At 65.3% G+C, this 25,810-nt stretch carries 20 protein-coding genes and 1 pseudogene; 12 read left to right on the top strand and 9 right to left on the bottom strand.

The features are described from left to right. Positions 1–41: 41 nt before the first annotated feature. The 6 genes from ABD188_RS05460 to ABD188_RS05435 form a co-directional block, all read right to left on the bottom strand. Complete coding sequence (locus tag ABD188_RS05460) at positions 42–2,438, bottom strand: arylsulfatase (RefSeq protein ID WP_344059292.1); 2,397 nt, start codon at positions 2,436–2,438, stop codon at positions 42–44. Between the two features lie 45 nt (positions 2,439–2,483). Further along, positions 2,484–3,269, bottom strand: a complete 786-nt coding sequence (locus tag ABD188_RS05455; protein ID WP_344059290.1) for a trimeric intracellular cation channel family protein — start codon at positions 3,267–3,269, stop codon at positions 2,484–2,486. 38 nt (positions 3,270–3,307) lie between these two features. Then, positions 3,308–4,450 carry a hypothetical protein gene (locus ABD188_RS05450; protein ID WP_344059288.1) on the bottom strand — a complete coding sequence of 381 codons (1,143 nt, stop codon included), beginning with the start codon at positions 4,448–4,450 and terminating at the stop codon, positions 3,308–3,310. 26 nt (positions 4,451–4,476) lie between these two features. Then, positions 4,477–6,039 carry a sulfatase-like hydrolase/transferase gene (locus ABD188_RS05445; protein WP_344059286.1) on the bottom strand — a complete coding sequence of 521 codons (1,563 nt, stop codon included), beginning with the start codon at positions 6,037–6,039 and terminating at the stop codon, positions 4,477–4,479. Positions 6,040–6,205: 166 nt separating this feature from the next. Then, positions 6,206–7,597 (bottom strand): MFS transporter, encoded by a 1,392-nt coding sequence (locus ABD188_RS05440; protein WP_344059284.1) that lies wholly within the window; start codon positions 7,595–7,597, stop codon positions 6,206–6,208. Positions 7,598–7,690: 93 nt separating this feature from the next. Next, on the bottom strand, positions 7,691–9,928 hold the full coding sequence (locus tag ABD188_RS05435; RefSeq protein ID WP_344059282.1) for a winged helix-turn-helix domain-containing protein: 2,238 nt from the start codon (positions 9,926–9,928) through the stop codon (positions 7,691–7,693). Between the two features lie 91 nt (positions 9,929–10,019). Between ABD188_RS05435 and ABD188_RS20200 the strand changes: the two are divergent. Next, a pseudogene (locus ABD188_RS20200) lies at positions 10,020–10,173 on the top strand (IS256 family transposase); the annotation flags it as partial. Between the two features lie 532 nt (positions 10,174–10,705). Continuing rightward, entirely contained in the window at positions 10,706–11,065 is a 360-nt protein-coding gene (locus ABD188_RS05430; RefSeq protein WP_344059280.1) for a hypothetical protein, read from the top strand. A gap of 436 nt (positions 11,066–11,501) precedes the next feature. On the opposite strand, the gene ABD188_RS05425 is transcribed toward ABD188_RS05430, so the two are convergent. After that, positions 11,502–12,434 (bottom strand): IS481 family transposase, encoded by a 933-nt coding sequence (locus ABD188_RS05425; RefSeq protein WP_344059279.1) that lies wholly within the window; start codon positions 12,432–12,434, stop codon positions 11,502–11,504. A 678-nt stretch (positions 12,435–13,112) separates the two neighbouring features. On the opposite strand from ABD188_RS05425, the gene ABD188_RS05420 reads away from it, so the two are divergent. Together ABD188_RS05420 and ABD188_RS05415 are read left to right on the top strand one after the other, a co-directional pair. Continuing rightward, complete coding sequence (locus ABD188_RS05420; protein WP_344059277.1) at positions 13,113–14,219, top strand: IS110 family RNA-guided transposase; 1,107 nt, start codon at positions 13,113–13,115, stop codon at positions 14,217–14,219. Between the two features lie 214 nt (positions 14,220–14,433). Further along, positions 14,434–15,033 (top strand): hypothetical protein, encoded by a 600-nt coding sequence (locus ABD188_RS05415; RefSeq protein ID WP_344059275.1) that lies wholly within the window; start codon positions 14,434–14,436, stop codon positions 15,031–15,033. A gap of 227 nt (positions 15,034–15,260) precedes the next feature. On the opposite strand, the gene ABD188_RS05410 is transcribed toward ABD188_RS05415, so the two are convergent. Together ABD188_RS05410 and ABD188_RS05405 are read right to left on the bottom strand one after the other, a co-directional pair. Continuing rightward, positions 15,261–15,746 carry a hypothetical protein gene (locus ABD188_RS05410; protein WP_344059273.1) on the bottom strand — a complete coding sequence of 162 codons (486 nt, stop codon included), beginning with the start codon at positions 15,744–15,746 and terminating at the stop codon, positions 15,261–15,263. A 57-nt stretch (positions 15,747–15,803) separates the two neighbouring features. Beyond that, positions 15,804–16,121 carry a MarR family transcriptional regulator gene (locus tag ABD188_RS05405; protein ID WP_344059271.1) on the bottom strand — a complete coding sequence of 106 codons (318 nt, stop codon included), beginning with the start codon at positions 16,119–16,121 and terminating at the stop codon, positions 15,804–15,806. A 379-nt stretch (positions 16,122–16,500) separates the two neighbouring features. Here ABD188_RS05405 and ABD188_RS05400 point away from each other — a divergent pair, with 379 nt between their 5' ends. The 8 genes from ABD188_RS05400 to ABD188_RS05365 all read left to right on the top strand — a co-directional run bounded on the left by ABD188_RS05400 (position 16,501) and on the right by ABD188_RS05365 (position 25,810). Then, on the top strand, positions 16,501–17,238 hold the full coding sequence (locus ABD188_RS05400; protein ID WP_344059269.1) for a hypothetical protein: 738 nt from the start codon (positions 16,501–16,503) through the stop codon (positions 17,236–17,238). 1 nt (position 17,239) lies between these two features. Next, positions 17,240–17,848, top strand: a complete 609-nt coding sequence (locus ABD188_RS05395; RefSeq protein ID WP_344059267.1) for a M23 family metallopeptidase — start codon at positions 17,240–17,242, stop codon at positions 17,846–17,848. A 23-nt stretch (positions 17,849–17,871) separates the two neighbouring features. Then, positions 17,872–18,171, top strand: coding sequence for a hypothetical protein (locus tag ABD188_RS05390; protein ID WP_344059265.1), 300 nt, complete (start codon positions 17,872–17,874; stop codon positions 18,169–18,171). A gap of 179 nt (positions 18,172–18,350) precedes the next feature. Continuing rightward, positions 18,351–19,601 carry a hypothetical protein gene (locus ABD188_RS05385; protein ID WP_344059263.1) on the top strand — a complete coding sequence of 417 codons (1,251 nt, stop codon included), beginning with the start codon at positions 18,351–18,353 and terminating at the stop codon, positions 19,599–19,601. Continuing rightward, positions 19,598–21,091, top strand: coding sequence for an SCO6880 family protein (locus ABD188_RS05380; RefSeq protein WP_344059261.1), 1,494 nt, complete (start codon positions 19,598–19,600; stop codon positions 21,089–21,091). Before ABD188_RS05385 ends, ABD188_RS05380 begins: the two co-directional genes overlap by 4 nt. Beyond that, the gene (locus ABD188_RS05375; RefSeq protein WP_344059259.1) at positions 21,091–22,683 is read left to right on the top strand and encodes a hypothetical protein; all 1,593 of its coding nucleotides are present in this window, start codon (positions 21,091–21,093) and stop codon (positions 22,681–22,683) included. The genes ABD188_RS05380 and ABD188_RS05375 overlap by 1 nt, the downstream gene beginning before the upstream one ends. Continuing rightward, positions 22,680–23,975 carry a MinD/ParA family ATP-binding protein gene (locus tag ABD188_RS05370; protein WP_344059257.1) on the top strand — a complete coding sequence of 432 codons (1,296 nt, stop codon included), beginning with the start codon at positions 22,680–22,682 and terminating at the stop codon, positions 23,973–23,975. The genes ABD188_RS05375 and ABD188_RS05370 overlap by 4 nt, the downstream gene beginning before the upstream one ends. After that, positions 23,972–25,810: a type IV secretory system conjugative DNA transfer family protein gene (locus ABD188_RS05365; protein WP_344059255.1), complete on the top strand. Its 1,839-nt coding sequence runs from the start codon at positions 23,972–23,974 to the stop codon at positions 25,808–25,810. Before ABD188_RS05370 ends, ABD188_RS05365 begins: the two co-directional genes overlap by 4 nt.

Below are 25,810 nucleotides of genomic sequence, written 5' to 3'. Positions count from 1 at the left end.
GTATCCCTCTTTGATCGGTGCCGCGCTGCCGAGAGCCCTCGTCAGTCGCGGCTCATCATTGCGGCGACCTCGAGTTCGTAGTCTCGGTACCCCTCTCCTGAGACGTCGATGACCACGTTCTCGATGGTGCCTCCGGTGAACGCCCAAGGCTGCGTTCCCGGGTAGTCGAAGGTGACCGGCGCCCCGCCATCGCGGCCGATGTTGAGTCCCTCACCGGCGAGCGCGAATTTGCCGAGCTGCGTGGCCATGTTCTTGTACTCGCCGACCTGCCTGTCGTCGATGTACATGGCGGCATCGCCGATGCACTGGTTTGGGACAGGCGAGTTGCGCAGCTGGTCGAAGTGGTCTTTGACGAATTCGACACCCAGCACGCAACGGCCCTGCGGCACGTCGATGTCGGACGTGATGACCTGCGCTGTGTCACCGAGGAACTTGTACACGTAGATCAGCTTCCGATCCTTGATGTACAGCGAATGCCCGCCGAAGAGATGGCCATGCGCGAACAGCACGCCCTCCGCACTCTCGGAGTCGATCTCGATATTCACCGCGATCTTGAACGACCTCCCCCGGACGCTCACCGCGACGGCCTCCGGCACCTCGAGCGTGCCGGGGTAGTAGACATACCTGTCCCGCGGCGCCGTCAGCTGTGGTCGCGCCATCGTGAGCACTTCCTGGGCCGTACGGTCCTCGAGGGGAAGCCCGAAGAACTGGCCGGCCTGCATGTGCCACAGCGCTATCAGCTCGTCGCGCAGCTCGGGATGCTGATCGCCCAGGTCATGCATCTCCGCCCGGTCGACATCCGTGTGATAGAGCGCCCACTTGTCCTGCTCGAAATGGGACCAGCCGGACGGTGCGCCGGCATGCAGCGCGTCGACCTTCCAGCCGTCGCGCCAGAGCGCCCGCGTGCCCAGCATCTGGTAGAACTGGCTCGGCTTCTGGGTCCTCGCTCCTGCATCCTCGAACGCGTACTTGAAGCTCGTCCCTTCCAGCGGCCACTGCGTGTACCCCTTCACCACCTCGGGCAGCTGGATGTCGAGGCACTCGAACACGGTGGGCACGATGTCGGTGACGTGCGCGTATTGGTCGCGCAGCTCGCCCTTGGCCCTGATGCCGGCGGGCCAGTGCACCAGCATGGGGTCGCACACACCGCCTTCCCACGTGTGGCGCTTGAACAGCTTGAACGGGGTGTTGAACGCCAGCGCCCATCCGGTCGGATAGTGGTTGTAGGTCGCGGGCGAGCCGAGGATCTCGATCTGCTTCAGGTTGTCTGCCATCAGAGAGGGCACGCTGTTGAAGAAGTCATTCTCGTTGACGGATCCGTTCGGACCGCCTTCGCCCGAGGCGCCGTTGTCGGAGATCATCACGAGGATCGTGTTGTCGAGCTCTCCGGTGCGCTCCAGATAGTCGATGAGACGACCGACCTGATCGTCGGCGTAGCTCGCGAACCCGGCGAACACCTCTGCCATGCGCGTGAACAGCTTCTTCTCGTCATCCGACAGGCTGTCCCACGGACGAACCGTGTCGCCTTCCGGGAAGGGCGTGCCGTCTGCCCCGGTGAGCCCGATGAGCGGGTTGATGGGCGACAGCTCGGTGTCCTGGGGAAGGACGCCCAGCTTCTTCTGGTTCTCGAGGATCTGCTCACGGATCGCCTCGTAGCCCACGTCGAATCTGCCCTTGTACTTATCGGCCCACGCCTTCGGGGGCTGGTGCGGCGCGTGGTTGGCACCAGGGCAGAAGTACATGAAGAAGGGCTTGTCGGGCGCGATCTGCTTGGCGTCGCTGATCATGGCGATCGCATGATCGACGAGGTCTGCCGTGAGCAAGTACCCTTCTTTGCCCTCCTGCCATTCCTGCACGCTCACCGGTTGGGCGGGCTGCTCGACGAACTGCTGGTCCTGCACGAGGTCGGGGTAGTACTGGTTGGTCTCGCCGCCGAGGAATCCGTAGAACCGCTCGAAGCCGCGACCCGTCGGCCAGTTGCGCTTGGTGGAGGCCATGTTCGTCTCGTCGTCGGCGACGCAGTGCCACTTGCCGAGCATGTACGTGTTGTAACCGCGCTCCCCCAGCACCTCCCCGATGAGAGCGGTCTCGAACGGGATGTGCCCGTTCATACCGGGGAACCCCTCGGTGGCCTCCGCGACGCACGCCATCCCGACAGTCGTGTGGTTGCGACCGGTGAGCAGGGCCGCGCGCGACGGGGAGCAGATGGATGTCGTATGGAACTGGGTGAACCGCAGCCCGTTGTCGGCGAGACGCTGCATCACAGGCATCTCGACCGGGCCACCGAACGGGCTGAACGTGCCGAACCCGGTGTCATCCCACACGACGAATAGCACGTTCGGCGCGCCCTTCGGCGCCTTCGGCTGGGTGTACGGCTCCCAGTCAGGTACCGAGTCCCGGACGTCCAGGTTGATGACGCCGTTGAACTTCTTGGCCATTTCCGCCCTTTCGGACTGGGCCGGCCAAGGCCAGCCGCGGGTGGTTCACTTCGCGGTGTCGGAGTCTTTCGCGACGACGAGACCGAGGTCGTGGAGTTCGCGCTCCGACTTGCCGGCGAGCTTGCGGCCGAGCAGCGGCCGGCCGTCGTCGTGCTTGTAGACTCCGGCGGGCTCCTTCGCGAGCGGCTCCTCCCAGCCGCGGTACAGGGCGACGACGCGCAGCGTGTAGCCGATGACGAACGAAATGCCGCTCGACCACCAGACGTTCAGGCCCGCCGCGTCGCAGATCACCCAGATGAGGCCCGTCAGCGCCGCGATGCTCACGAACCACTCGCCGCGGATGAACTGCTTGGGCGTGACGCCGCTGGACACATCGACGTACCAGCGACCGGACGTCGGGCCGATGACGGCCAGGGCCAGGATGCCGAGCACGGGAAGCCCGGCCGCGGCACCCTTCTGCGCGCCGACGATCGCATACAGCGGAAGCGAGAACGACGTCACGAACTGGAACAGGCCCTCACGGAACATCTGGCCCTTGCCATACGCCAGCAGATAGCCGATGAGCCCGCAGACGAAGGCGACCGTGATGTATGCCGGGTTGGTCAAGGCTCCAGGCACCTCGTTGACGATCACGTCGCGCGTGATGCCTCCCCCGAGGCCCATCAGGAAGGCCATACCGAAGATGCCGATAACCGTGAAGTTCTTGTAGTGGTCAGGGCGTCTCGCAAGCAGCGCCCCGTTCAGGGCGTTGGTCCCTGCGGCGATCAGGTCGAGCGTCGTGAAGTCGCCGGTCCACTTCCACCCGCCGAAGTCGATCGGCTGGGCGCTCATCAAGATGTCCATCATTGTGGTGTCCCCCTTGGCGGTTCTTAGGCGGCTTCCAGCAGGGCGCCGCCGGGCACGGGATTGAATCGCAGCACGAGGCGCTGCGCGCCCGGCCGCAGGTACCGGTCGAGCGTCGCCTGGTCGACCGCTCGGTCGGTCCACGCGAGCAGGATGGATGAGTTCGGCGCCAGCAGCGCACCCACGCTCCGCAGTCGCCGGGCGGAGACCCCGCGGCCCGCCCACAGCCCGAACAGGGCCCCGGCGACGATTCCGAACAGACCCCACAGCACCCCGACGACCAGGGCATTCTGGAGCATGCCGAGCACGCCGCCCCCGGAGACCACGCCGACGATGGCGCCGTATACGAGCCCGAAAGCCGCCCAGCTGATCAGGGACTGGAGCGAGTTGGCCGCGGCGCCGTACGTCGGCGACGTGACGTGCCGGCGGCCGTCAGGATCGGAGCGGAAGATCAGCTCGATATCGAGCGGCGGCCTCGACCCCTTGCCGGATGCGGAATCATCGGCGATGAGCTTCGCCGTGTCCGCATCCGGGTATCGGAACACCACCATCGACGTCAGCGCGGCTTGATCCAGAGGGAGGCCGCCCTTGCCCGTAGATGAAGACGACTCGATGGGGCTCGATCCACCGACATAGACCTTGGCGCCCAGGTCGGCGCCGATCGCGGCCACACTCGCGGTCACCGGCGCGTGGGAGGCGGCGACCGCGAGAAGCGCGGCAGCATCCCGCGTCTCCGCGAAAGTGGCGAGAGCCGACGAGTTCGCCGGCAGCCGGGCGCCGATCCGCGTGAGCTCGTTCTTGCTCAGCTGGTGCTCGGTGTAATACGCCCACAGCCCGCCGCAGATCGCACCCAGCACCGCCCACACCGCGAGCCCACTCCATCCACCGGCGATGAGGCCGAACAGCCCCCATGTGAGGGCCGCGGTCAGGGTGCCCAGCAGAACCCGGCGTGGGTCGTGCACGGCCGCCCTGCGCTTGGCGTCGACCTCGAGCACGACGCTGTCGAGCAGGGTTCCGCCCTTGGCCTTCAGCCCGGCATCCAGCCCCTTGCGGGCCTCGCCCGCGCCCTTCTTGGTGTTGAAGCACTCGAGGAGGATGGCGATTTCCCCCCCGGAGCCGGCGCGCGCGCCGGCCCCGGCATCCGTGAGGCCCTGGGGCCCGTCGCTCATGATCGTCAGCCTCTCGTGGTGTGAGCTCAGGCGCCTTGGTGTGCACCCATGCCGTGGTCCGGCTGGTGGTCCTTCAGCTCCATCGGCGCCGGATCCGGGTGGTGCAGCGTGGTGATGTACTGCACGATGGGGCCGATCTGCAGATGCTCCTGCGGTACGAGTTGTCCGGGTGCCGGCGGCGTGTACGGATCTGGCGTCCCCGGTTTGATCGGCGGCTCCATCGCGAGGGACTTCAGGAACGCGGCGGCCGCGGCAGCCATCGGGTGTGCGACCCAGAAGTGCGGGAAGTCGACCTGATTCTCCTCGCGCGGATCCCATTCGAGGTTGAAGATGTGCGGGATGCTGTACGGCACCCATGTCGAGTAGAAGTCGTCCTGCTGGAACAGGTGTGCTTTCCACTGGCGCCACTTGATCGCCTGCAGCCGGTTGGCATTGAAGCAGAGAATCGTCTCACGACCGGACTCCTCCGCATCCCCGAGGAGGAAGTCGCGCATGTCCATGCCGTCGATTGCCCGATCGTTCGGCACGGTTCCGCCTCCGGCGAGCACGAGCGTCGTGAAGAGGTCCACCTCGTGGACCAGCTCGTTGCTGACGCGCCCAGCCGCCACATTGCCCGGCCAGCGGATCATGCACGGAGTCCGGTTCGAGCCCTCCAGCGCGGTGAACAGCGAGCCGCGCCACGGCCCCGAGAAACCGTTCCACTGCGCGCCCAACGGATCCGGGTCGCTCGCGGGCGCGTGATACGTGGAGTCCGCGCCGTTGTCAGAGGCCCAGACCACGATCGTGTCGTCGGCGATGCCGAGCTTGTCGAGCTCGTCGAGCACGCGACCCGTGAAGTCATCCATCTGGGTGAGGATGTCCGCCCAGTTGCCGCGCTTGGTCTTGCCCACGTACTCGGGGTCGGGAATCGGCGGGATGTGCACCTGCGTGTAAGGCAGATACATGTAGAACGGCTTGTCGTCCTTGTGCGAACGATTCATGAAGTCGATCGCCCACTCGGTGATCTTCCGGTCGAAACCCGCCCGGAACTCCGCGTCATACACGGACACGGGCACGGGGTCCTCGCCCTTCTTGCGCGAGTAGATGGTCTCCGGCTCGATCGGGATCTCCATCTCTCCGGCGTAAGGCTTCGCGGTGACGTTGCCGTTGGGGAAGTACGACTGCGTCGTCCACAGCACCTCGTCCGCGGTCCGGGGCGACCACACGGCCTCGTCGAATCCGAAGTCCACCGGGCTCCGATTCTCGGGGTCGCTGCCCAGATGCCACTTGCCCCACATCCCGGTCGCGTACCCGGCATCGGACAGAGCCTGCGCGGTCGTGATCTCCCAGCGCGTGAGGCCGTCCGGCGGCGCCATCGCGACGCTGTGCGTTCCAGAGCGCACGGGATGCCGACCCGTCAGGATCGCGGAGCGGCTCGGGGTGCACTGCGCCTCGACGTTGAAGTTGAGGAGCTTGAGCCCCTCGCTCGCGAACTTGTCAATCCTCGGCGTCGGCGCTCCGCGGAGCACACCACCGCCATAGCATCCCAGCTCACCCCACCCGAAGTTGTCCCAGAAGAACACCACGATGTTCGGCTGCTTATCGGCCATCTCAGTCACCTTTCCCACCCGTGATTGTTCGCGGGCAGCTGAACCCGACAGCTTCAGATGCTGATCGGAACTCCAGCGCCTACGTTGTGCACGCTAGAACCGCCCGCGGATGCGAGCTTCATACCGATGAGATGAAATGCACCCTGGCCTTTGCGGGACCGCTCGCTCAGGCAGCCGTCAGCCGGACCGCCTCGACCGGCTCCCTGATGACAAGAGCGAGGATGGCCACCACGAGACCCAGTCCCGCGCAGATCCCCCAGACCGCGAGGTACCCGGTGAACGATGTCGTCGTCGTCGCCCCGGCTCCGGTTCCGACCGTCATGAGGAAGCTGGACATCACGAGGGCGAACACCGCCCCCGCAACCGCACCGGCTGCGGTGCGGGAGGTCGTGTAGAGCGCGGACGCGATGCCGACGGAGTCCGCAGGTGCTCGCTTGACGATGATCGCCGGCAGTACCGAGATGACAAGGCCATTGCCGAGGCCACGGACCGCCCACGCGGCGTAGAACCCGACGAGTGACGCCGGCGCGAGTATGAGCATCACATAGCTTGCCGCAACGAGGACGCCGCCGACGGCGACAGTGGACCTCGAGCCGATCCGCCCTGCGAGCCGGAAGCCATTCAGGGCTGATACGAAGGCGGCGCCGGCTTGCGCGAGCACGAACGTGCCGACGGCGGCGGGGGTGACGCCAAGGCCGAATCCCATCACATCCGGGTCGCTCAGCATGTACACCGACGAGGCCGTCTGACTGCCGAACAGCTGTGCACCGAAGATGAACGCTATCACCAGTGGCAGCCCGATTCCTCGCTGCACGAGGACCCCGATGTCGACGAGCGGGTGGCTGATCCGGCGCTCCGCCAACACCCAGACCACGAGCACCGCGGCGCCTACCGCTACCAGGGCCCAGGTGACGGGGTTCGTCCAACCCCACGTCGCGGCGTTCGCGATCCCGGTCAGAACGCTGACCAGCCCCAGGCTGAGCAGCCCGGCCCCGATCCAGTCGATCCTGCCCTCCGTGCGGACGTTTGACTCCGGCACGAGGAACCAGACGATGGGCACGCACAGCAGAAGAAACACCGCGGGCACCCAGAGTGTCGGCCGCAATGCATTGAACACGCCGAACGCGAGTCCGGAACCGAGGCCGCCGAACGCGGCCCCCAGCGTCAGCGCACTCACGAGCTTCCCAATCGAGCGGCCGGCTGACTTCTCGTCACGGTCGCGAACGATCGCGAACTCGAGCGCGAGTGTCGCCGTGAGCGGCGCCTCGAGGACGCGGCCGACGAGCAGGAGTCCGAAGGTGGGGGCCGTCGCGACGGTGATCGATCCGAGCGCGACCGTGGCGGCAGTGATCGTGAGGAGCCGCTTGTGCCCGTAGCGGTCCCCAAGTTTGCCGATGGTCGGCACGAACACCACGGAGGCGAGCAGGTATGCGGCCACGACCCAGTTGAGCTCTGCCGGTGAGACGCCGAACTCGGTGCCGATCGCGCCCAGGAGAGGTGGATACCAGCCCTGCAGCATTCCGCTGCCGAACTCCATGACGACGAGGAAGCCGACCACGCCTCTGATCCCGCTTCGGACGGCCGGCGACCGGTTGGGGCCAGATGTTGCAGGAGTCACTATTCGCCTCCGCTCACAGGTGACGATCGTCCGTCAGGCTTCGAGAAGCGCGAGCTCCCGGGACCGCATGACCGCTTCACCGCGGGAGTTCGCTCCGAGCTTTCGGAACACAGAATACGCCTGCGACTTGACGGTGTTCTTCGAGACGAACAGCTCCGAGGCGATCTCGGAATAGGTCAGGTGTGTCGCCAGCAACGGCAGCACCCGCAGCTCGGCGCTGGTGAGCGATGTCGCCCCCTCGGGAGCGACATCGCGCTGCGCGTCTAGGTGACGTCGCAGCTCGTCGGCCTCCGAGACCAGGACGCCCAGCTGCGGCCGTCGCTTCAGGATCTCATCGACCTCGCGCATCACGGTCCGGGCCCCCGCGAGATCGTCGAGTGCCAGCTGGACGCGCGCGATCAGCAAGCGGCACTGGACTGCGCGGTCGGGGAGCACGTAAGTGAGGATGGGACGCAGCCGGAGTGCCATCGCGAGCGCGTCGCGCGCAGCCGCGATCTCGCCGCGATGCTGTCGCATGCGAGCCCACAGCGCCTGTGTGAAGGCCGCGGCATAGGAGTGCTCCACACCTGCCTCGCGAAGGGCGGCTTGTGCCTGGTGGGTGAACGCCTCAGCTGCTGCCCAGTCCTTGCGGGCGATCGCCACGATCGCCTGCTGGCAGCGCACCATGGCGAGGACGTCGATGGACTGATTCTTGGGAGATAGACTCGCCGCGTCCGCAAACAAGGCCTCGGCGTCATCGAGCTCACCGAGCAGCACGCAAGCGGCGCCCCGGAGGAGCGGCGTAATCGCTCCCTGGAAGTCGACCTTGGCCAGCAGACGTGCGGCTTCGTCGGCATCCTGGCGCATGCGATCAACTCCATCTCTGCACGCCAAGGCATGAAGGGTGGCCGCCATCCCCGCTGTGTATGCATCGAGAGAGCCGGACACGCTCGACTCCCAGCGATCGACCGCCGCCATCCAGCGCTCGGCGGCCGGCGCGCGTCCCGTGGTCATCGCCAGGAAGGCGGCATTCATCGCGTTGAGCGGGTACCGGTCGATGCCATGTCGCTCGTCGAGCCAGTCGAACCAACGCTGCAGCGTCGCGATCTGGCCGCGACGATGGACCGGACTCCAGAGCGTCTGGAGCAGGCGGGCCGCAGTGTCCACGTCGTCCGCCAGGATCGAGTACTCCATCGCTTCCTCCGGCCGATCATGCTCCAGGCACCATGCTGCGGCGCGTCGCCGGATGGCCGGGAGCATGTCGGGCTCATGTCGGGTCAACTCGGCGCGCAGCATGTCTCGGAAGAGGTGATGGAAGCGATACCAATGCCCCTCGCGGTCGAGTGGAACGAGGAGGAGGTGCGACTTCGACAGCACTTCGAACGACCCGGCGGCACCCGGCACATCCAGCACAGCTTCGCAGAGGGATGCCGACATCCGATCCAGCGCCGATGCTCGCGTCAAGAATGTCCGGCGCCCTTGGGACATCCGCTCGAGGAACTCCGATTCGACGTACTCGCCCACGAGCCTGTCGCTCCCGCTGAAGCGCGTGGGCATCGTGTCAGAATCCCCACCCTCGCGGATATAGAGCGCCGCCAGATAGAGTCCGACCGGCCACCCCTCCGTGCTGCGATGCAGCGCAACAATGTCCTCATCGCGCACCTTGGCGTGTGCGCCGGCCAACAGCGCGCCCGCCTGCTCGACGGTGAGCTCGAGATCGCGTCTGCCGATCTCGAGCAGTCGGCCTTCCACCCGCAGTCGAGCAACCCGCACGGGAGGATCCGACCGACCCGCGAACACCAGTTGAGAGCCTGCTGGAACATGCTCCGCAAGCACCGACAGCGCAGCGCGCGCCTGGGTGTCGTGCACCAGGTGCACATCATCCACCACGATCACGACGGGCTGGCCGATCCCGGCCAGCGCGGCTCCAAGCCGTGGAACGACCGTGCCCGCGACCGAGCTCGCGGGGGACCTGAGCGCGTCGAACGCGCTTGGCGAGATCGGCTCGATGCGGTCGAGCGCTGACGCGACATAGCTCAGCAGGATCTTGGGGTCGTTGTCATTCTCATCCACCGAGATCCAGGCGAACGGGCGGGGGTCACGATCGGCCCACTGGCTGAGAAGCGTGGTCTTGCCGTACCCCGCCGGCGCGACGATCGAGACGACGGCGGCACCGTCCGGCTGGGCGAGGCGCTCCAGCAGCGACCGCCGCTCCACCATTCCGGGGCGCACGGGGGGCCGCGCCAGCTTCGACTCCAGGAGATCGAAGGCCGGCTCGTCGTCGCGCGCCACGGAACCATCGCCGATATATCGCATGCCACCCCACCGATATGGTGGCACAACCGGGAGCGTGCGGACCTGGTTTCCGAGGGTTCATGTCGCCTACTGCAAGGCCCCGGTCGGCCGTCGGCGGTGTCCCAAGCATGTGGGCTCAGTAGGTGTCGCCGCCGACGGCAGAAGGGAAGTAGTCGGCTTCGAGGTGGGTGAGACGGAGCTTTTAGCCGTTCTGGACCGCCACGAACCGACTCAGGCGCGCGGTCGATCTTGTCAACTGACCGACCGCCGCTCCACAAAGAGCCGTGCCGGCGCACATTAGTCGCGCGAGACGATCGTCCACGACTTGTCGCCGTCCTCGTCGAGAAGAGGACGGCAAGAACTTGAAGGCGAATGGCCACCCATCCAAGGCGGAGCACATCGGTGCACCGCGCACGCTCGTCTCGACTGCATGCCGGGAGGCCGACGAGTCAGTTCATCTCATGTGTATGAAGCGCCGACTTGATGACGTGACTACCGTGCCGAGGGAGTGGATGGATGGATGGCCGTGAGGCAAGGCATCCTGCACAGCCGCTCGGTGTCAACACCATGATCCAGAGAGGGCGGTGGAACACGATGCCCGCCAAGCCGGTAACCGTCGCGGTTGGTACATACGCCGACAGGTCATCTGCCATTCGCGATTACGGATCCATTCGGAGCGCAGATCACCGAGGCGCGTTCGACCACCTCGCGATCGCGGTTGTGGGACACGACCTACGAGGCAAGCTCAAGATTGAGCGGCGCGATGGCTCCGCAGTGCAACTGGCCATGGGCGGGGCGATGATCGGCGCCGTCCTCGCAGTCATCGCGCGTCCCACCCGTGTGGCCTCCCTCGCCAGAGCCCTACTCGCGACGGGTATCCTGGCCGCCGCGGGATGGGTCATCGGTCACTCCCACCGGAGCATCCGCAAGTCGACCTTGGATGAGCTCGGGAGACTGCTCGAGTCGGGCAGGACCGGGTTGATTGTCGTCGCGGTCAATCCCGGCGGAGTCGAGATCGGAACGCTTTTGGCGACCGCTCAGAGCAAGTCCGTCGCCGACGACGTCGAAGATGAGGATGTAGCCACCGCAGAGGCCATCGAGAGAGTGTTCCTCGCTGCCGCAACGTCGCCATGAGAACACCCGTGCAGTGAACCAGCCCTCGACCATCGAGGGTTCCTGGCGAGAATCCGTCGCACTAGCTCTATGCGGTCGGCGTCGCCATAATCAGGTCTGTCGACGAGCCGACGACTTCAGCGTGACTGCGGAGTGCGCCGCAGAGCAGGGCCCTGCTGTCCTGTCCAAGCTCGCCCTCGGCGGCACAGCCACCTTCGGCCGGCTCCGACCCTCCGACTAATACCTCAAGGCCGATCTCGCCGTCAGATTCCCGCTGCCGGTACCCGGGCGTAGGCATCCCACTCGTAGGGTGTTCCGTGACCCGCCCTGGACGCGTTCTTTCTCACTCTCACTCAATGACAAGTAGAAATGCCATCTGATCTGGGCTTTTTGGTGGTTAGGGTGGGATTTGAACCCGTGAGCAGATGCCTTTCGTGGCTGTGCAACTGACGGAGCCCTATGACAGTGGGGCCGCTGCTTTCTGCTTGAGGCGCTCGTAGGGTGTTTGGCCGCCGAGGGCGCCGTGGGGTCGATCGTAGTTGTAGTGGTCTTCCCATTGTTGGAGTCGGTCGGCGAACAGGCGGGTGTCGTCGAGGACCTCGCCCTCGAGGAGCTTGTAGAACTCGTCCGAGTCGATCCGGTGGGACCTCTCCACCTTGCCGTTGAGGCGTGGGGTGCGGGGCCGGATCTTGACGTGGTCGATGCCCTTATCGAGCAGGTGCCAGTGAAACGCTTGCCCGAACTCCGCACCGTTGTCAGTTTGGACTCGTTCGATCTGGAACGGGAGCTTGGCGAGGACGTGGTCGATGAACTGGATCGCGGTCTTCTGGTCGTTGCGTTCGTAGGCGCGCAGTACCCGGATGCGGGTGCAGTCGTCGATCGCGGTGTACTGGTAGTACCGCTTCTTCTTCCCCTTCTGCCCCAAGGGCTCAATGAACTTCACGTCCACCTGTAGCGCGTGGCCGGGGCGCTGCTTCTCGTACCGCTTCCACCGGGTCTGGGTGCGCTTGTAGCGTTGCGAGGTCGGCAGCCGGCCCAGGCCGAGCTTGTGCAGGATCCGCCAGACCCCGGACGCGCTGATCGTGACGTCGTGGTACCTGGCCAGGTACATCGAGATTTTCTGCGGCCCGAAATGGTATTGCTGCCGCAACCAGAGGATCTTCTCGACCACGTCGCGGTCCGTCTTCGTCGGCTGGTGGTGCGGGGCGCTGGAGCGGTCCTTCAGCCCCTCAAACCCCTCTGCCTCGTATCGTCGCTTCCAGCCGTAGTAGGCCTGCCGGCTGATCCCGTAGTACCGGCACGTCGCGGCGACGTTGAAGCTGACTTCCTCGACGTGTCGCAGCACCGCGAGCTTGTGATTCGCCCGACGTTCGAGCTCCCTGTCTGACATGGAATCTTCCTCCCAATCGGAAGACCCAACTGTCAACAACCTCCGTCAGTTTTAGAGATGCCTTTCGTGGCTTTCCCGGAGTTGCTCTGCCTTGAAATTCCGCGGATCCCCTCTTCGCCAGGCTGGTTGTGAGTCAGCATCCCGTTGGATCGGATGCTGTCCACGAAGCCCTTGTCGATCGGCACCTCGGATCACATATTGTCCTCGATGACGAGGACCTGCGGGTCGACATGCTCGATGCTGCCGTTGCTGTTCACCTTTTATCTCCCTTTCGGTTTTGTGCCGTGAAGGCGACTTGTCGTCTGAAGGGAGGGCGGGAGGAGTGCAAGGGACCGTGCAATACCGGAGGACCGGAGCGCAGCGGAGGACCGAGGATATGGCGCTGTGAGTCTTGACCTTGGCTGGTCTGGGACTGGCTGGCAGGGTTGGCGTTGGTCGTCTTCGTCCGGTCGTGGCTCGATATGCCGCTGGCCCTTTGTTGGCCTTTCTTTCGATCTGTCCGTCCGGGCGAGGGCGGCCGGCGCCTCCGGCCCACGTCGATGGCCTGATTAGAAGCCTGCTCGACCCTTCAGGGGTCGTGGCCCGTCACAGTGTTGCCTCGAAGTGATTTCCTCCCGGGCCGGCGCCGGCCGCCGCGCGGCCGAGCCGTGTGTTCCATCGAGGAAGGATCGGTCCGCAATGACCATCGTCGCGTTTTCTGACCCGTTCGTCATCGGCGTGGATACCCACGCGAAGACACACACCTATGCCGTCATCGACACGGCGTCGGGGCAGCTGCTGGGTTGCGAGCAGTTCCCCACCACCCCGCCGGGCATCGCCCGCGCGATCGGCTGGACCGGTCGCCTGACCCGAGGTGACGCGGAAGCCCTCTGGGCGATCGAGGGCGTCGCCACCTACGGAGCGAGACTTGCCCGCTCAGTCGCCGGGGCCGGATACGAGGTGGTCGAGGCGCCCCGGATTAGCGCGAAGGCCCGCCGCGGGGTCGGCAAGTCCGACCCGCTGGACGCGCGCGCTATCGCATCCGCCGTGCTGCCTCTGGAAGAGGACCGGTTGCGCCGTCCCCGCGCCGATGATGGGACCCGCCAGGCGCTGCGCGTGCTGGTATCTGCCCGCGACCAGATGGCCGTGGAGAAGACAGTGAACATCAATGCGCTGACCGCACTGCTGCGATCCAACGACCTCGGCATCGACGCCCGTAAGCCCCTGTTCATGGGCCAGATCGGTCAGGTATCGCGATGGCAGCACCGCGCCGAGCCGCTCGCCCTCGCTACCGCGCGAGACGAGGCCATCCGACTGGCCCGGCGGATCCGGGACCTGCACGACACGCTGATCGCGAACCATGCGCGTCTGAGCGAACTCATCACCGCGAGCCCCGCCGCGCCGCTGCTGAACGAGACCGGGATCGGCGCATACACCGCGGCGGTCGTCATCACCGCCTGGTCCCACCCCGGCAGAGTCCGAAACGACACCGCGTTCGCGTCTCTCGCCGGCGTCAACCCCATCCCCGCATCGAGCGGCAACACGACCCGGCACCGCCTGAACCGGGGCGGAGACCGGCGCCTGAACAAGGCACTGCACTACATTGCGATCACGCGGATGAGCCGCGACCCCGCCACCAAGGCCTACCTCGACAAGCGCATCGCCGAAGGTCGCACCCGACGCGAGGTCCGACGCTGCATCAAGCGCTACCTCGCCCGACACCTCTTTCGCACGCTCAACGCGCTCTATGGAAGCGCACCCGATGGATCCTCCTCGAGCGTCACCTTCGCTCCGACAATCGGCTGATCACGCGGGGAGGTGAGGACGGAGTGCCCGAGTGAGCGGTTGATAAGCGGAGCTCGAAGCGCAGCGGAGAGCGGAGTCTGCAAATAGCGAACGACAGGAACGGAGTCGTCATCGCCCCGCTACGCTCTCGCCGTCGGAGGAAAGGAACACATGAATTGCTCTTGCGTCAGGCTCTCGACGGTCAGTCGTTGACGCCTTCGCCTAGAGTTCTGGGGTGACTGACGACGTCGAATCGGAAACCCAGTGGACGACAGCCGCGCGAGAGGCATACTCTGCGCGCGGTGAGGAACTGCTGAATGCGTTGCGCGAGCACATCGCTCTGACGTTGACGCGCACCGGTCGTCAGGCGGAGCACGCGCAATATGTCCCGTCAGCGGCGCAGCTTCATGCAGCAGCGGTCGCGTTCGATGACGCCGAGTTCGACTGGTGCGGCTCGTTTCCGCTGGGCCTTGACGCGGACCGGTGGGATGACGACGAAGAGGATGAGGACGAAGAAGAAGACGACAGCGACATTCTTACCGTCGTCGGACGGTGGGACTATCGCGTGGTCGACGAGACAGCCTTGATCAGCGCGGGCCGGGCCGCGTACGCGCGCGCGTGGGTCGACGACACCGATGAAGACGCATCAATCGCGGTGCCAGACGCCGCTTCGGCTGCTCGCGAGCTCGCGCACCTGGACGGCTGGGGCGTACTTGAACATGCCGAAGGACTGGAGTCGCTCGCAAGCACGCAAACCGTGATCCTCCATGAGGACGACGGCGCGTCGTGGTTCGACAACGACGGCGATCCTTACGCGATCCTCCGCGACGACTGACCCGACGCATAGAGGTCAACCAAGGCCACATCGGCAAATCACGCTTGACCAGACACAACTTGACAAACATAGAAGCATCGAAAGCCCTTGCTCGGAGCCCGGGCGACCGTACACTGCCGCAGGCTTCACGGCACGGAATCGACAGCTGGCAGGCGTTTCAGTAGTCGCCGCGACCAGATGCGACGCGTGTTGCGGTCAGGTCAGATCGCGTTTACCGGGTTCGGTCGTCAGGCCGCGGTTACGGCGATGGGGTGCTTGACACTGAGAGCCAGTATCGGCGCCTTGCCCGAGGTAACGTCAATACTCACCCACTCGGGTTCTGCGCCAGCCGGCAGCTGGAAGAGAGCCCACGCAACGAGCGCTTCTCCCGGGTTGAGCTCCTGCTGGGCGCGCTCGAGGTACAGCGTCCCGACGAACTTCTTGCCGCCTGACTTCGCGAGTGCGCGAGAGCTCAGGACCGGAACGTTTCGAGGCTTGCTCGTCGCGTTGGTGAGCAGAAACGTCACACGCCAGTTGCGCTCTACCACGAGATCTTCGTCCAGGTGCGCACCCTGGCATTCGATTCGGACGCCTCGGAGAGTGACCGGCAAGCTCCGTCGACGATTGTGTTGGCTGCGCCATATGAGGAGCCAGATAGCGACTACAACAACCAGGACGACGGTGATGAGCACCCAGTTCGCCTCGAGGAACTGTGGGAACGTGACTTCTCCCATGTCTCTCACCTCACCGAGCGTTGGTCCTCGATCGAAGAATAGCGGTCGCCTCCGACCCTAGATCTCGCCGATCGCCTGGCCGAACTGCAGGTAGAGCTCGGAGACCACGTCATTGCGCACGCGGTAGCGGACGCGTTGGCCGCGAGACCATTCTTCTTGCGGCGGATCAGCAGACAGGAGTCCGGCTGCGAGCAACTTCTGCAAGGCGTTGGTCACTGTGGGAGCCGGAACATCCAGAGCCTTCGCGATCTCAGCCTTCGTCTGGTCGGGATGCTGGCGAAGGTAGCCGATCATGCCGGCTCGCAGTCTGTTCCCGAAGGCTTCGATGGGATCCTCCGCGCTCTCACCGTTGGCGGGGATGGCGTACTTGGGCACATGTTCATTCTCCTGGTCAGCCCTTCGAACTGTCCAGACAAGAACATGAATTAATGCTGTACTTTGCCAACTACAGCAATGTACCATGCACTCATGCGAAGCGGAACAAGGAGTTGGGCGCCGGCAGCGGCCCGATCCCCGCGCGCTGTGTCCCCCGAAAGTCGGACAGACAGGCTGATCAGATGCGAGTAGCCTGCCCACTTCACGCGACAGCATCGGCCCGTCGAGCTGGTCGCGGTATTGTCGCGCCAGTCGTTCGTTATTCATGTCAAAACCCTTTTACAACGTCCGCGCATGTGCGTAGGATGCCCCCACGGCAACCTGACTCCTCGCCGAAACGGTCTCCGCTGGTCGCCGTCCTGAGTTCTCAGGAGGGCCGATGATGGCGCGAAGCTCACAGCGACGGGCGGTGACCTGGGCCGTCCTCGGTGCCGTCGTCCTGACCGCCGGGGTGATTGCGATCCTGATTACCTCTATTGGCAGCGAGGCGAATCCGAACGGCGCGGCATCGCCGAGCCAACCGGCTGGCGCCACGAAGTCGACCTCCCCGTCTCCGTCGCCGCGCTCGACGGTCGTAGACGCATCGGTCGTTGAGAGCGGCTGGGTTCCGGAACCGGTGACCAGGGACGCGGATGCCTATGCGCGAGCGGCTCTGTCTGCCGCGGGAACCTTCGACACGCAGAAGAGCACCTACGAAGACTGGATCACCTACCTGGGCAGCTGGTTCACGCCTGACACCCGCTACTCCTCGGAGACCGACCGGCAGACCGAACTCGAAGCCGCAAAGCTCGAACTGCGACAGTCCGTCGTCCTCCCCGAGGACGACTGGATCTCGCTCGACGGCGAGCGCGGTCGCGTTTCGTCAGCGGTCGCGGGAGAGGTGCAGTTCGTGCCGGCGCCGCAAGACACGTCGGGCGACATGACCATCGGCACCGCCGACGTAACCGTCACCTACACACGCTCCGACGGCGGGAGCGGTGAAGTGACATACGACGAGTCGGCGAGATTGAGCGTGCAAGTCCTCTGCGGTCCGGACACTGTACCGGCGCCATCCAGCAGCCAGAGGAGGGGTGACTGCAAAGTCGTCCGCTTCCTTGCGGAACCAGTGGAGCCCTGAAATGGGTGCCCCAGTCGCGGTCGCCATCCTCGCCAAGACGCGGATCGGCCGAAAGCTTCTGGTCGCCGCGTTCATCGCGATCGGGTTGGCCGTCGTGCTCGCGATCACGCCGATCATCGCGATACCGCTCGCCGTCGCCGGGAGCACCGCCTCATCTGCGATCACCGGCCAGGTCGACGCGGTCACTGTCGGCGACTGGACCTATCCGCTCGATGGTGCGTACTCCAAGGGTCGCGGGTTTGGCTACAACCCCGTCATCGGGTGCGGCTACTGCTCGACGAACCACCAGGGATACGACATGGCCCAGGGCTGCAGCGCGACCATCTACGCCGCAGGGCCGGGTCGGGTCATAACAGCTGGGCCCTATCAGGGGTACGGCAATGCCGTCCTGATCGACCACGGTGAAGGACTCATCACGCTGTACGGCCACATGCAGTGGGGCTCGCTGCGCGTCGGCGTCGGCTCGCTGGTGAATGCCGGCACCCCGCTCGGCGCGGAGGGAAACACCGGGAAGTCCTACGGCTGCCACCTCCATTTCGAAGTTCGCCAGAACGGCGCAGCCATCGACCCCGCGCCATTCATGGCCGCCCGAGGACTCCCCCTGACCTGATCCAACGAGAGCAAGGAGTGATCGTGAACCAAACAATCGCCGTACCGGCCGATGTCGACGTGCCCGACATCCAGCCGGACTTCTCGGCACCATTCTTCGCAGGATTCCAGGTCGTCGCCTCATACATCCTGGCCGGAGCGATGCTCGTGGTGCTGATCATGCTCATCGTCGCCGGCGCATCGCTCGCATTCCGCGGGTTGGCTCCGGAGCGTATGCGCACCTGGGCAGGGGAGAACATCCTGTGGATCTTCATTTCAGCCGCCGTACTCGGAGCCGCGAGCGGACTTTTCGCCTGGTTCATCAACTTCGACTTCGGATTCTGATGAAGCTCCTCCACCTCGTCGCAGCTGGCCTGGCGCTCGGGGTGATCAGCTTGGTGGGCGCGTCGCCCCCGGCGAGCGCAGCGGAGCCGAACACTCAAGCGACATCGGCATCCGTCATTACGGGCGAACCGTGGTCTGCTCCCTCCTATCCAGTCGAGTGCACACAGGCGGGATCACAAGTGAGCTGCACGCCGGAGGATCCAGCACTGGTCAAGCCGCAGCAGTGCTTCCTCGGCGTACTCGCTCAGGGATCGCGAGTCACGGTCTGCACGACGTTCGAAGGTCACGCCAAAGCCCTCGAGGGATCAGGCGGCAAGCTGGCGACAGTCGCGTATGGGTGCACGCTCGGCGACATCGTCTGCATCACTTTCGAGAATGCGGGTCGCGCCATGGCGATCATGGCCACCGCCATGATGTTCACGGTCTCGCAGAACATGCGATTCGACACGACGACGCTCCTCTGGACCGCGGCGACACAGGAGTGGTCGTTCTGGCAGTGGGCCGTCCTGATGGTGCTGTTCGGCGCGATGGTATGGGCGATCGCCGCGGCCGTCGTCTCCGGCGACCGAGAGCAGATCGTGGGCGCCGTCGTGCGATCGTTCATTGCCATCCCCGCTGTGCCGATCACGCTCTGGATGGCTGGCCATCTGCTGAACGCCGTGGACGACCTGACCTGGTACATCCTCGACCGCAAGGATCCCCTCGAGCTCTTCGTGACCCTCCAACAAGTGATGTGGGCTGGAGGCCAGGCCAGCTACTACTTCGCCTTCATAATCCACGGCCTCCTGATGATCTCGATGCTACTTCTCACACTTGTCTTCGCATTCCGGAACATTGTGCTCGCAGCATTGTTCGCGGTCGGACCGGTCGCCTGGATGCTGTACCCCGTGCGGACCGTGGGTCCGCAGTGGGTGGTTCGGTACGTGTCGGCGGTCGCAGTGCTCCTGCTCACGGGGCCTCTCACCGTCGCGTTCGTCTCGCTGATCCTCAACGGCCTGGCAAACGTGAAGACGATTTGGGATCCGCAGTCCTGGCCTCTGCTGGTCGGGCTCGCCCTCGTCGCTTTCGCGCCCTTCGCCGTGTTCGGGCTGTTCAGCTTCATCGGAGCGGTCGCCGCCGACAGCGTGGGTTCACGACTCGGCAGCGGCGCCGGCCGCGCAGCATCCAACACCGCGCGATCCGCGATCCGCGTCCCCTCCCGTCTGGGTGCAGCACCCGCCGGTGTGGCACCCCAGTCTGTGCGCAACCTCGGGAGCAAGAGCCCGACGCCTCCTTCCGGACAGTCGGGACCGAAAGGACCGTCCGGACCCGCTGGGCGGACAAATACACAGACTGACTCGCGTCCGCCCCAACCACGGACATCCGAATCCGCATCGACACCGACCACCGCATCGACCACTCCTGCGCGACCCGAGAGGACAGTTTCATGAGCACAACACCTGACCTCACCCGACCGATTCGACTCCCCCGCCGCTCAGGGCAAGGTGTCGTTCTCGGCCTCGACCCCTGGCAGCTGGCGTTCATCGCCGCCGCCGCGATCGTTGTCCTCGTCTCGGTGAACAGGTTCGGCCCTCCAGGTCTGCTGTTCGCCGCGCCGATCTACCTCGCCCTGGGCGGAGTCGCCCTCGTGACGATCCACGGGATGTCGGCACCGCGGATGGCCGGGCTATGGATGCTCAAAGTCACTCGGCAAGCGATGGGCGCCACAAAGCACGTTTACCGACCCGAGGGAGTTCATGTCGCGGGCACGCTCAACATCCCAGGCGTGCGCGCTTCTATTCAGCTGTGGGATGTCGACGGCGTGGCCTGCGTATATAACCCGCACGACCGCACAGCCTCGGTGACGGCAGAGCTTGAAGTGCAGGGCTTCCTCATGAGCGACGTGGCCGAGCGCTTCGACCTTGCGCAGCAATGGGCGCGCGTCCTCGCGTCGTTCACGCAGCGCGTCGGGATAAAGCGAGTGACGCTCCAAGAGCGAACGCTACCGACAACGATTCGGTCGGCTCGCGAGCACTACGACACGATCGTGAACCGGCGGAGCCTCGACACAGATTCCCCCGTAGCCCGCAATTACACACGAGTGATGGATGCTTCGGAGCGGTATGCCGTGGCACACCGCAATTACCTGACGTTCACACTCGACCTCGTCGCGCTCGGCCCGCAGTTGAAGTCGCTGGGAGGCGGCAAGGATGCCGTGCAGGCGCTCGCCCGCATTGAGGCCGGCAACCTCGCCGACGCTCTGCAATCGGCGCACATCAAGGTGCGGCGGTGGCTCGGGCCGCGCGACGTCGCGGCCCTGGCGCGGATCGCAGTCGATCCGGAGTCCGCCACAGATGTTCAGAACCGGGAAGACGACCGATCCGGCGTGGATCCGACCGCCATCGGCCCGATGTACCTCGAAGAGCCCAAGGGCCGACACGGAGTCGTCTTCACAGACTCAGGAGTCCACACAACGATGTGGATCCACGAATGGCCACGCTCCGACGCGCCCGTCGGATTCGTCTCCCCGCTTGTGTTCGCCCGGCATCCGCGCACAGGCGAGGCCGTGACACACATCTTCTCGCTCGTCCTCACCCCCGTCCCCGTCTCGCGAGCGCTTAGGCGTATCCGCGACGAGAAGAAGGTCTGGCGCGGAAACGAAAAGCTCCGCGCGAAGCGAGGGGCAGACGGGTCGGCGGCGGATGCGGCCGATTGGGATGCTCTCGAGAAGCAGGAGCAGGAGATCGTCGCCGGCCACGGAGAGTTCCGATACGGCGCCTACCTGACGATCAGCGCGGGTGATGAGGCAGAGCTTGACCAGGCAATCGCCGGCATGCGAAATGCGCTGGCGCGCGCGGGTATGGAAGCCCAGATCCTGTACTGCCAGCAGGCGGAAGCGCTCATGGTGAATGCCCTCCCAGTCGGGCTGGGGATGAAGTGATGGCACGTACGGCCTTCGTTTTCGAGTCCAGCGACCTCAGCCGGAAGGAGCGGCGCGACTTACGTCGATCCATCGCCGAGGCAGCCCGCAGCGAGCGGGTTGCACCGACGACACGGCGCGAACGCGCACTTCCGGAGGCTGCGATTTCGGGACCGTTCGGCCCGGGCCTTGCTCAGGGTGGCTATTGGAATGTCGCCCACCCACTGCTCCCCCCACATCAGGCCACCTCCCAGCACATCGCCGGCGTCTACCCGTTCGTCGCGGACGCCGGGCTCGGGCATCGTGGCCCCGTTGTCGGCGTCGATCTCAACGCGGACGCACTGTGGCATTTCTCGCCCTGGGAGACATACGGCGATGCGACGGACCGTGGCACCTTCTCGACGAACGTCCTGGTGCTCGGCGCCTACCGCGCCGGGAAGAGCGCGACGATCAAGACGGTAGTTACCCGCTCGATCGCCTTCGGGCACCAAGCTGTCGTGCCCTCTGACGCGAAAGGGGAGTGGGTCATCGTCGCGGAAGCGATCCCAGGAGGACGAGTCATCCGTCTTGGTGACGGCACCCCCGCGCGGCTCAATCCGCTCGATCGCGGCCCTCGACGCACGGGCTCGTCGGATGAACAACACGAGCAGATGGTCAGGCAGCGCCGCATCGCCACGCTAATTTCCCTCGTCGAGATGGCGCTTGGGGGCGTGCGCCTAACCGCGGTGGAGCACGCCGCGATCCACGAGGCGCTGTCGCGTTGCATCCACGCGACCGAAGACCAGCCCACGCTTCGCGGCGTCTACGACGAACTCGGGCTCATGGTCGCCGACACCGGCGGCGACTTCCGCCTCGCCGAAGGCTCTGTGCAGCCACGCTTCGTCCTCCGACGGTTCGTCGAAGGTGACCTGTCGGGGCTGTTCGAAGACCAATCAACTGTGTCGTTCGACAGCGAGGCACCGATCGTCGTCGTCGACACCTCCGAGTTGTTCGCCCGCGGCGAGCTGGTCGCCCAACTCACGCAGGTGTGCACCACGGCGTGGATCCAGGCTGTTGTCTCCGATCGATCCGCACACCGCACGCGCTACGTGATTCGCGAAGAGGGATGGCGCGACATGACCTCGCTCGCCTCCCTGCAGATGTATCAGCAATGGCTCAAGCTCTCACGCCACTACGGCATTAGCAACATCGTCATCCTCCACAAGATGGGGGATCTGGATGCCGTCGGAGAGGCCGACTCGCAGGAGCGGAATCTCGCCTACTCGATCGTTGGCGACATCGAGAACAAGTTCGTCTTCCGCGTGAACCACCAGGAGCAGACAAGTCTCGCGCGGCGACTCAACATGCCCGAACCACACGTCGAGATGGCCCGGCAACTCGGCAAGGGGGAGTTCATCGCGTATGTCGGTCAGTACGCCTACCTCGTCGACTGCTTCGCGACCTCAACCGACTGGGAGTACGAGCTCTTCAACACGGACGACGCGGTGGTGCCGCCATCCGTCGGCGGCCCGCTCGAACTGATCGATGCCGAAGCACTCGAAGAACTCTGGCCATCGAGCCCAGACACCAGCCTGGACGGCTGGCTCACCGCAACGGAAAGGGATCTGCCATGACCATCGCGCCACCACCCCAACGCGCCTACGCAGCCGTGAACGGATCGAGCGCCACTTTCGTCTTACCCGATGGTGGCACCGAAACGGTCCGCGCCACGGAACAGACCGACATCCGCCAGGCCATTGTCGACCGCGCGGCTGCCGTCGCCCGAAAGGCAGCCACGCCAGTGGAGCTCGTCACGACCGGCGATCGCGGCGAGCATCACCTGCTCGTCGACGCAACCGGCACGGTCACGTCACTCATCGAGAGGCCCGTCGAACACGGCACGGTCGTGCGCGGCGCTGCTGTCGACACCGCGAACGGAGAGGAGGTGAGGAACGAGGCTCAGCGGCTGCGGCGAACGACCGTGGCCGCTGAGCCCCCCACGCGTACCTCGTTCATCGAACCGGCTCGAGGGGAGCGCTCCGAGGGTGCCGGTTGGCGGGGGTTGATCGGCCGAATCGGCATCCACGTCCATCCCTCCACTGCCGAACTCGCTCGGGCGGAACACGCCCAGACCGTCTCTCGACATTGGGCCGGTTGCCGTACCATCGCCGTCGCCAACGGCAAGGGCGGGGTCGGCAAGACCATCACCACCGCAATGCTCGCAGCGGTATATGGGCGATACGGAGGCGGCAACGTGCTGGCCTGGGACAACAATGACACGCGCGGGACACTCGGATGGCGGACGGAATCAGGACTCTACGACGCAACGATTCGTGATCTGCTCCCCGCCGCCAGCACGCTGCTCGCGCCTACAGCATCCGTCTCGGACATCAGCGCCTTCGTCCACCACCAGTCTGCTGATCGATACGACGTGCTCCGATCGAATCCTGAGTTGCTCGCGGTTCATCAGCGCATCGCCCACGCGGAGTTCGACGTTCTGATGCAGGTCGCCGCCCGCTACTACCGACTTGTCGTCTTCGACTCCGGAAATGATGAGTCGGCCGATCGGTGGCTGCGAATGGTCGACTCGTCGTACCAGCTCGTCATCCCTACGCTTACGGCTCCTGAATCGGCCGAGTCGGCTGCCCTTCTGCTCGATGCTCTTCGCGAACGCGACGAACGATCGGCAGCGCTCGCGGACAACGCCGTGATCGTCCTGACACACGCCGAGCCTGTCCGTGCCAGCGAAGCTCGCCGCATCGTCGAAGGGTTCGAGGGATACGTGCGGGCCGTCGAGACTGTTCCGTTCGATCCGGCGCTCAAGTCCGGGCCGCTCCGGTTCGACTCTCTCAGACCGGCTACGCGCGACGCCTGGCTTCGAGTTGCCGCAGCTGCGGCATCCAGTCTCGAGGCAGAGCCATCATGAGCGAGTTGCTGGGTAGAGCGATTGCTGTCGTTATCGCGGTTGCTGTCGTGCTTGGCGTCATCTTCACGTTCGTGACAGGCGTGGTAACGCAGCTCATCTGCGGAGTGCGACCGGAACCGCACGACTTGTTCTCGGGCCTTTGGCTGGCGATCAGTGGTGAGCCGACCGCGTTCACCCTGGCGTCTGACTGCACTCTGCCGGTGTGGCAGATCCGACTCGCTGATTTGCTACTCGTCCTGGTCGTGGCGGCTGCGGTCGTGTTCGGGCTGGTGCAGTGGCAGAAGTATCGGCACTCCGATGCGGCGTTCATCGCCGACCTGCGTGGGCGGCCGGGGTTCGCCGACGCATCCGAGATCCGTCAGTACCTATCGGCGAAGGCGGTGCTCCGGCGCGCCGGCCAGCTGCGCCCAGACCTCCACAAGCCTCGCGCGACAGACGTCGGCTGGCGTGTCGGGCGGTCCCGCGGACTGGACGTCTTCGTGTCGATCGAGGACTCCGTCGCACTCGAGGGACCGCCGCGATCAGGTAAGGGCTACCGAGTGCTGATCTCTGCAATCCTCGACTGGTCTGGCCCGCTCATCACGACCTCGACGACGAACGACAACCTGACCGCGACGATGAGGATGCGCCAGGCACGCGGTGCAGTCCATGTGTTCGACCCGCAGGGGCTCTCCGGGGTGCGCGACACCTTGCGAATCAACCCGATCGCCGGGTGCGAAGATCCGCTCGTCGCGATGCAGCGCGGTTCAGCAATCATCACGGGAACGGCACTCGGCGCGTCGACGACCAACGGCGAGTGGGCTCAGGCATCGGGCGTCGTGTTGGGACGGCTCCTGCACGCGGCCGCCGTTGGTGATCGCACCATTTCAGATCTGTACGCATGGGGGTCAAGCCCGTCGCTTGCGAAGTCCGCGGTGCAGGTGCTCCGGACGAGCGGCGCGGCGGGTTGGGGCGACAGTCTCGAGGCGACTCTCTTCGGCGACGACAAGCTGCTGTCGTCGATCTGGTTCGGCGTGCAGGGAGCAGTGGCTCCGCTCGCGGTGCCACAGATCCGGGAGGCTCTGATGCCGCGGCCCGGCCAGCCTGAGTTCGATCCACGCGAGTTTCTGGATGCGCCGAACACCCTTTACCTGGTCGGCTCGGCGTCTGGTGCGTCCGCGATGGGCGGCTTCCTGGGTGCTGTACTCGACGACATCGTCGAGGTCGCTCGCGCGCGCGCCGTTTCATCCCCTGGCTCGCGGCTTGCGCATCCACTCGGTTTGATCCTTGATGAGATCGCCAACATGTTCCGCTGGGGGAATCTGCCACGCATCATGGCTGACGGCGGTGGCCGCGGCATCTGTACGTTCGTCGTATTGCAGGCCCTGTCCCAGGCTGAGACGGCATGGTCACGCGCCGAGGCCGACACGATCTGGGCGGCGGCGACCGCCAAAGTCCTGCTCGGTGGCGCCTCTCACGTTGACCATCTGCGCGACGTAGAGACGTTGCTCGGCCACCGCGACCGGCGACGCACGCAGCGATCGTGGAGTTCCCACGAAGCCGGCCACTCCACAAGCGAGCACCACGAGCGACTTCCCGTGATGTCGGTAGATGAGATCCGGCGCATGCCCCAGAACCTCGGCCTCCTGGCATACCGGAACCGACGAGGCGTGCTGCTCGATCTGTCCGGGTGGGACGAGCGCAAGGATGCCAAGGCGGTGCAGTCGGGCAAGCGGGAGACGGAGCGCGAACAGCGGGATGTTTTCGAGGCGGCGCGGGCGCCCGCGCCGCCGTCGCAGGACACCGAAGAGTCCGACACCCCTCTTTCGGTAACCGCGGAGGTGATCGAAGAGTGA

It is taken from the genome of Microbacterium pumilum (genome assembly GCF_039530225.1).
In the GTDB taxonomy this organism is placed as follows: Bacteria; Actinomycetota; Actinomycetes; order Actinomycetales; family Microbacteriaceae; genus Microbacterium; species Microbacterium pumilum.
The sequence above is the reverse complement of the archived record's forward strand: the minus strand, read 5'-3'. Positions and strand labels throughout refer to the sequence as shown.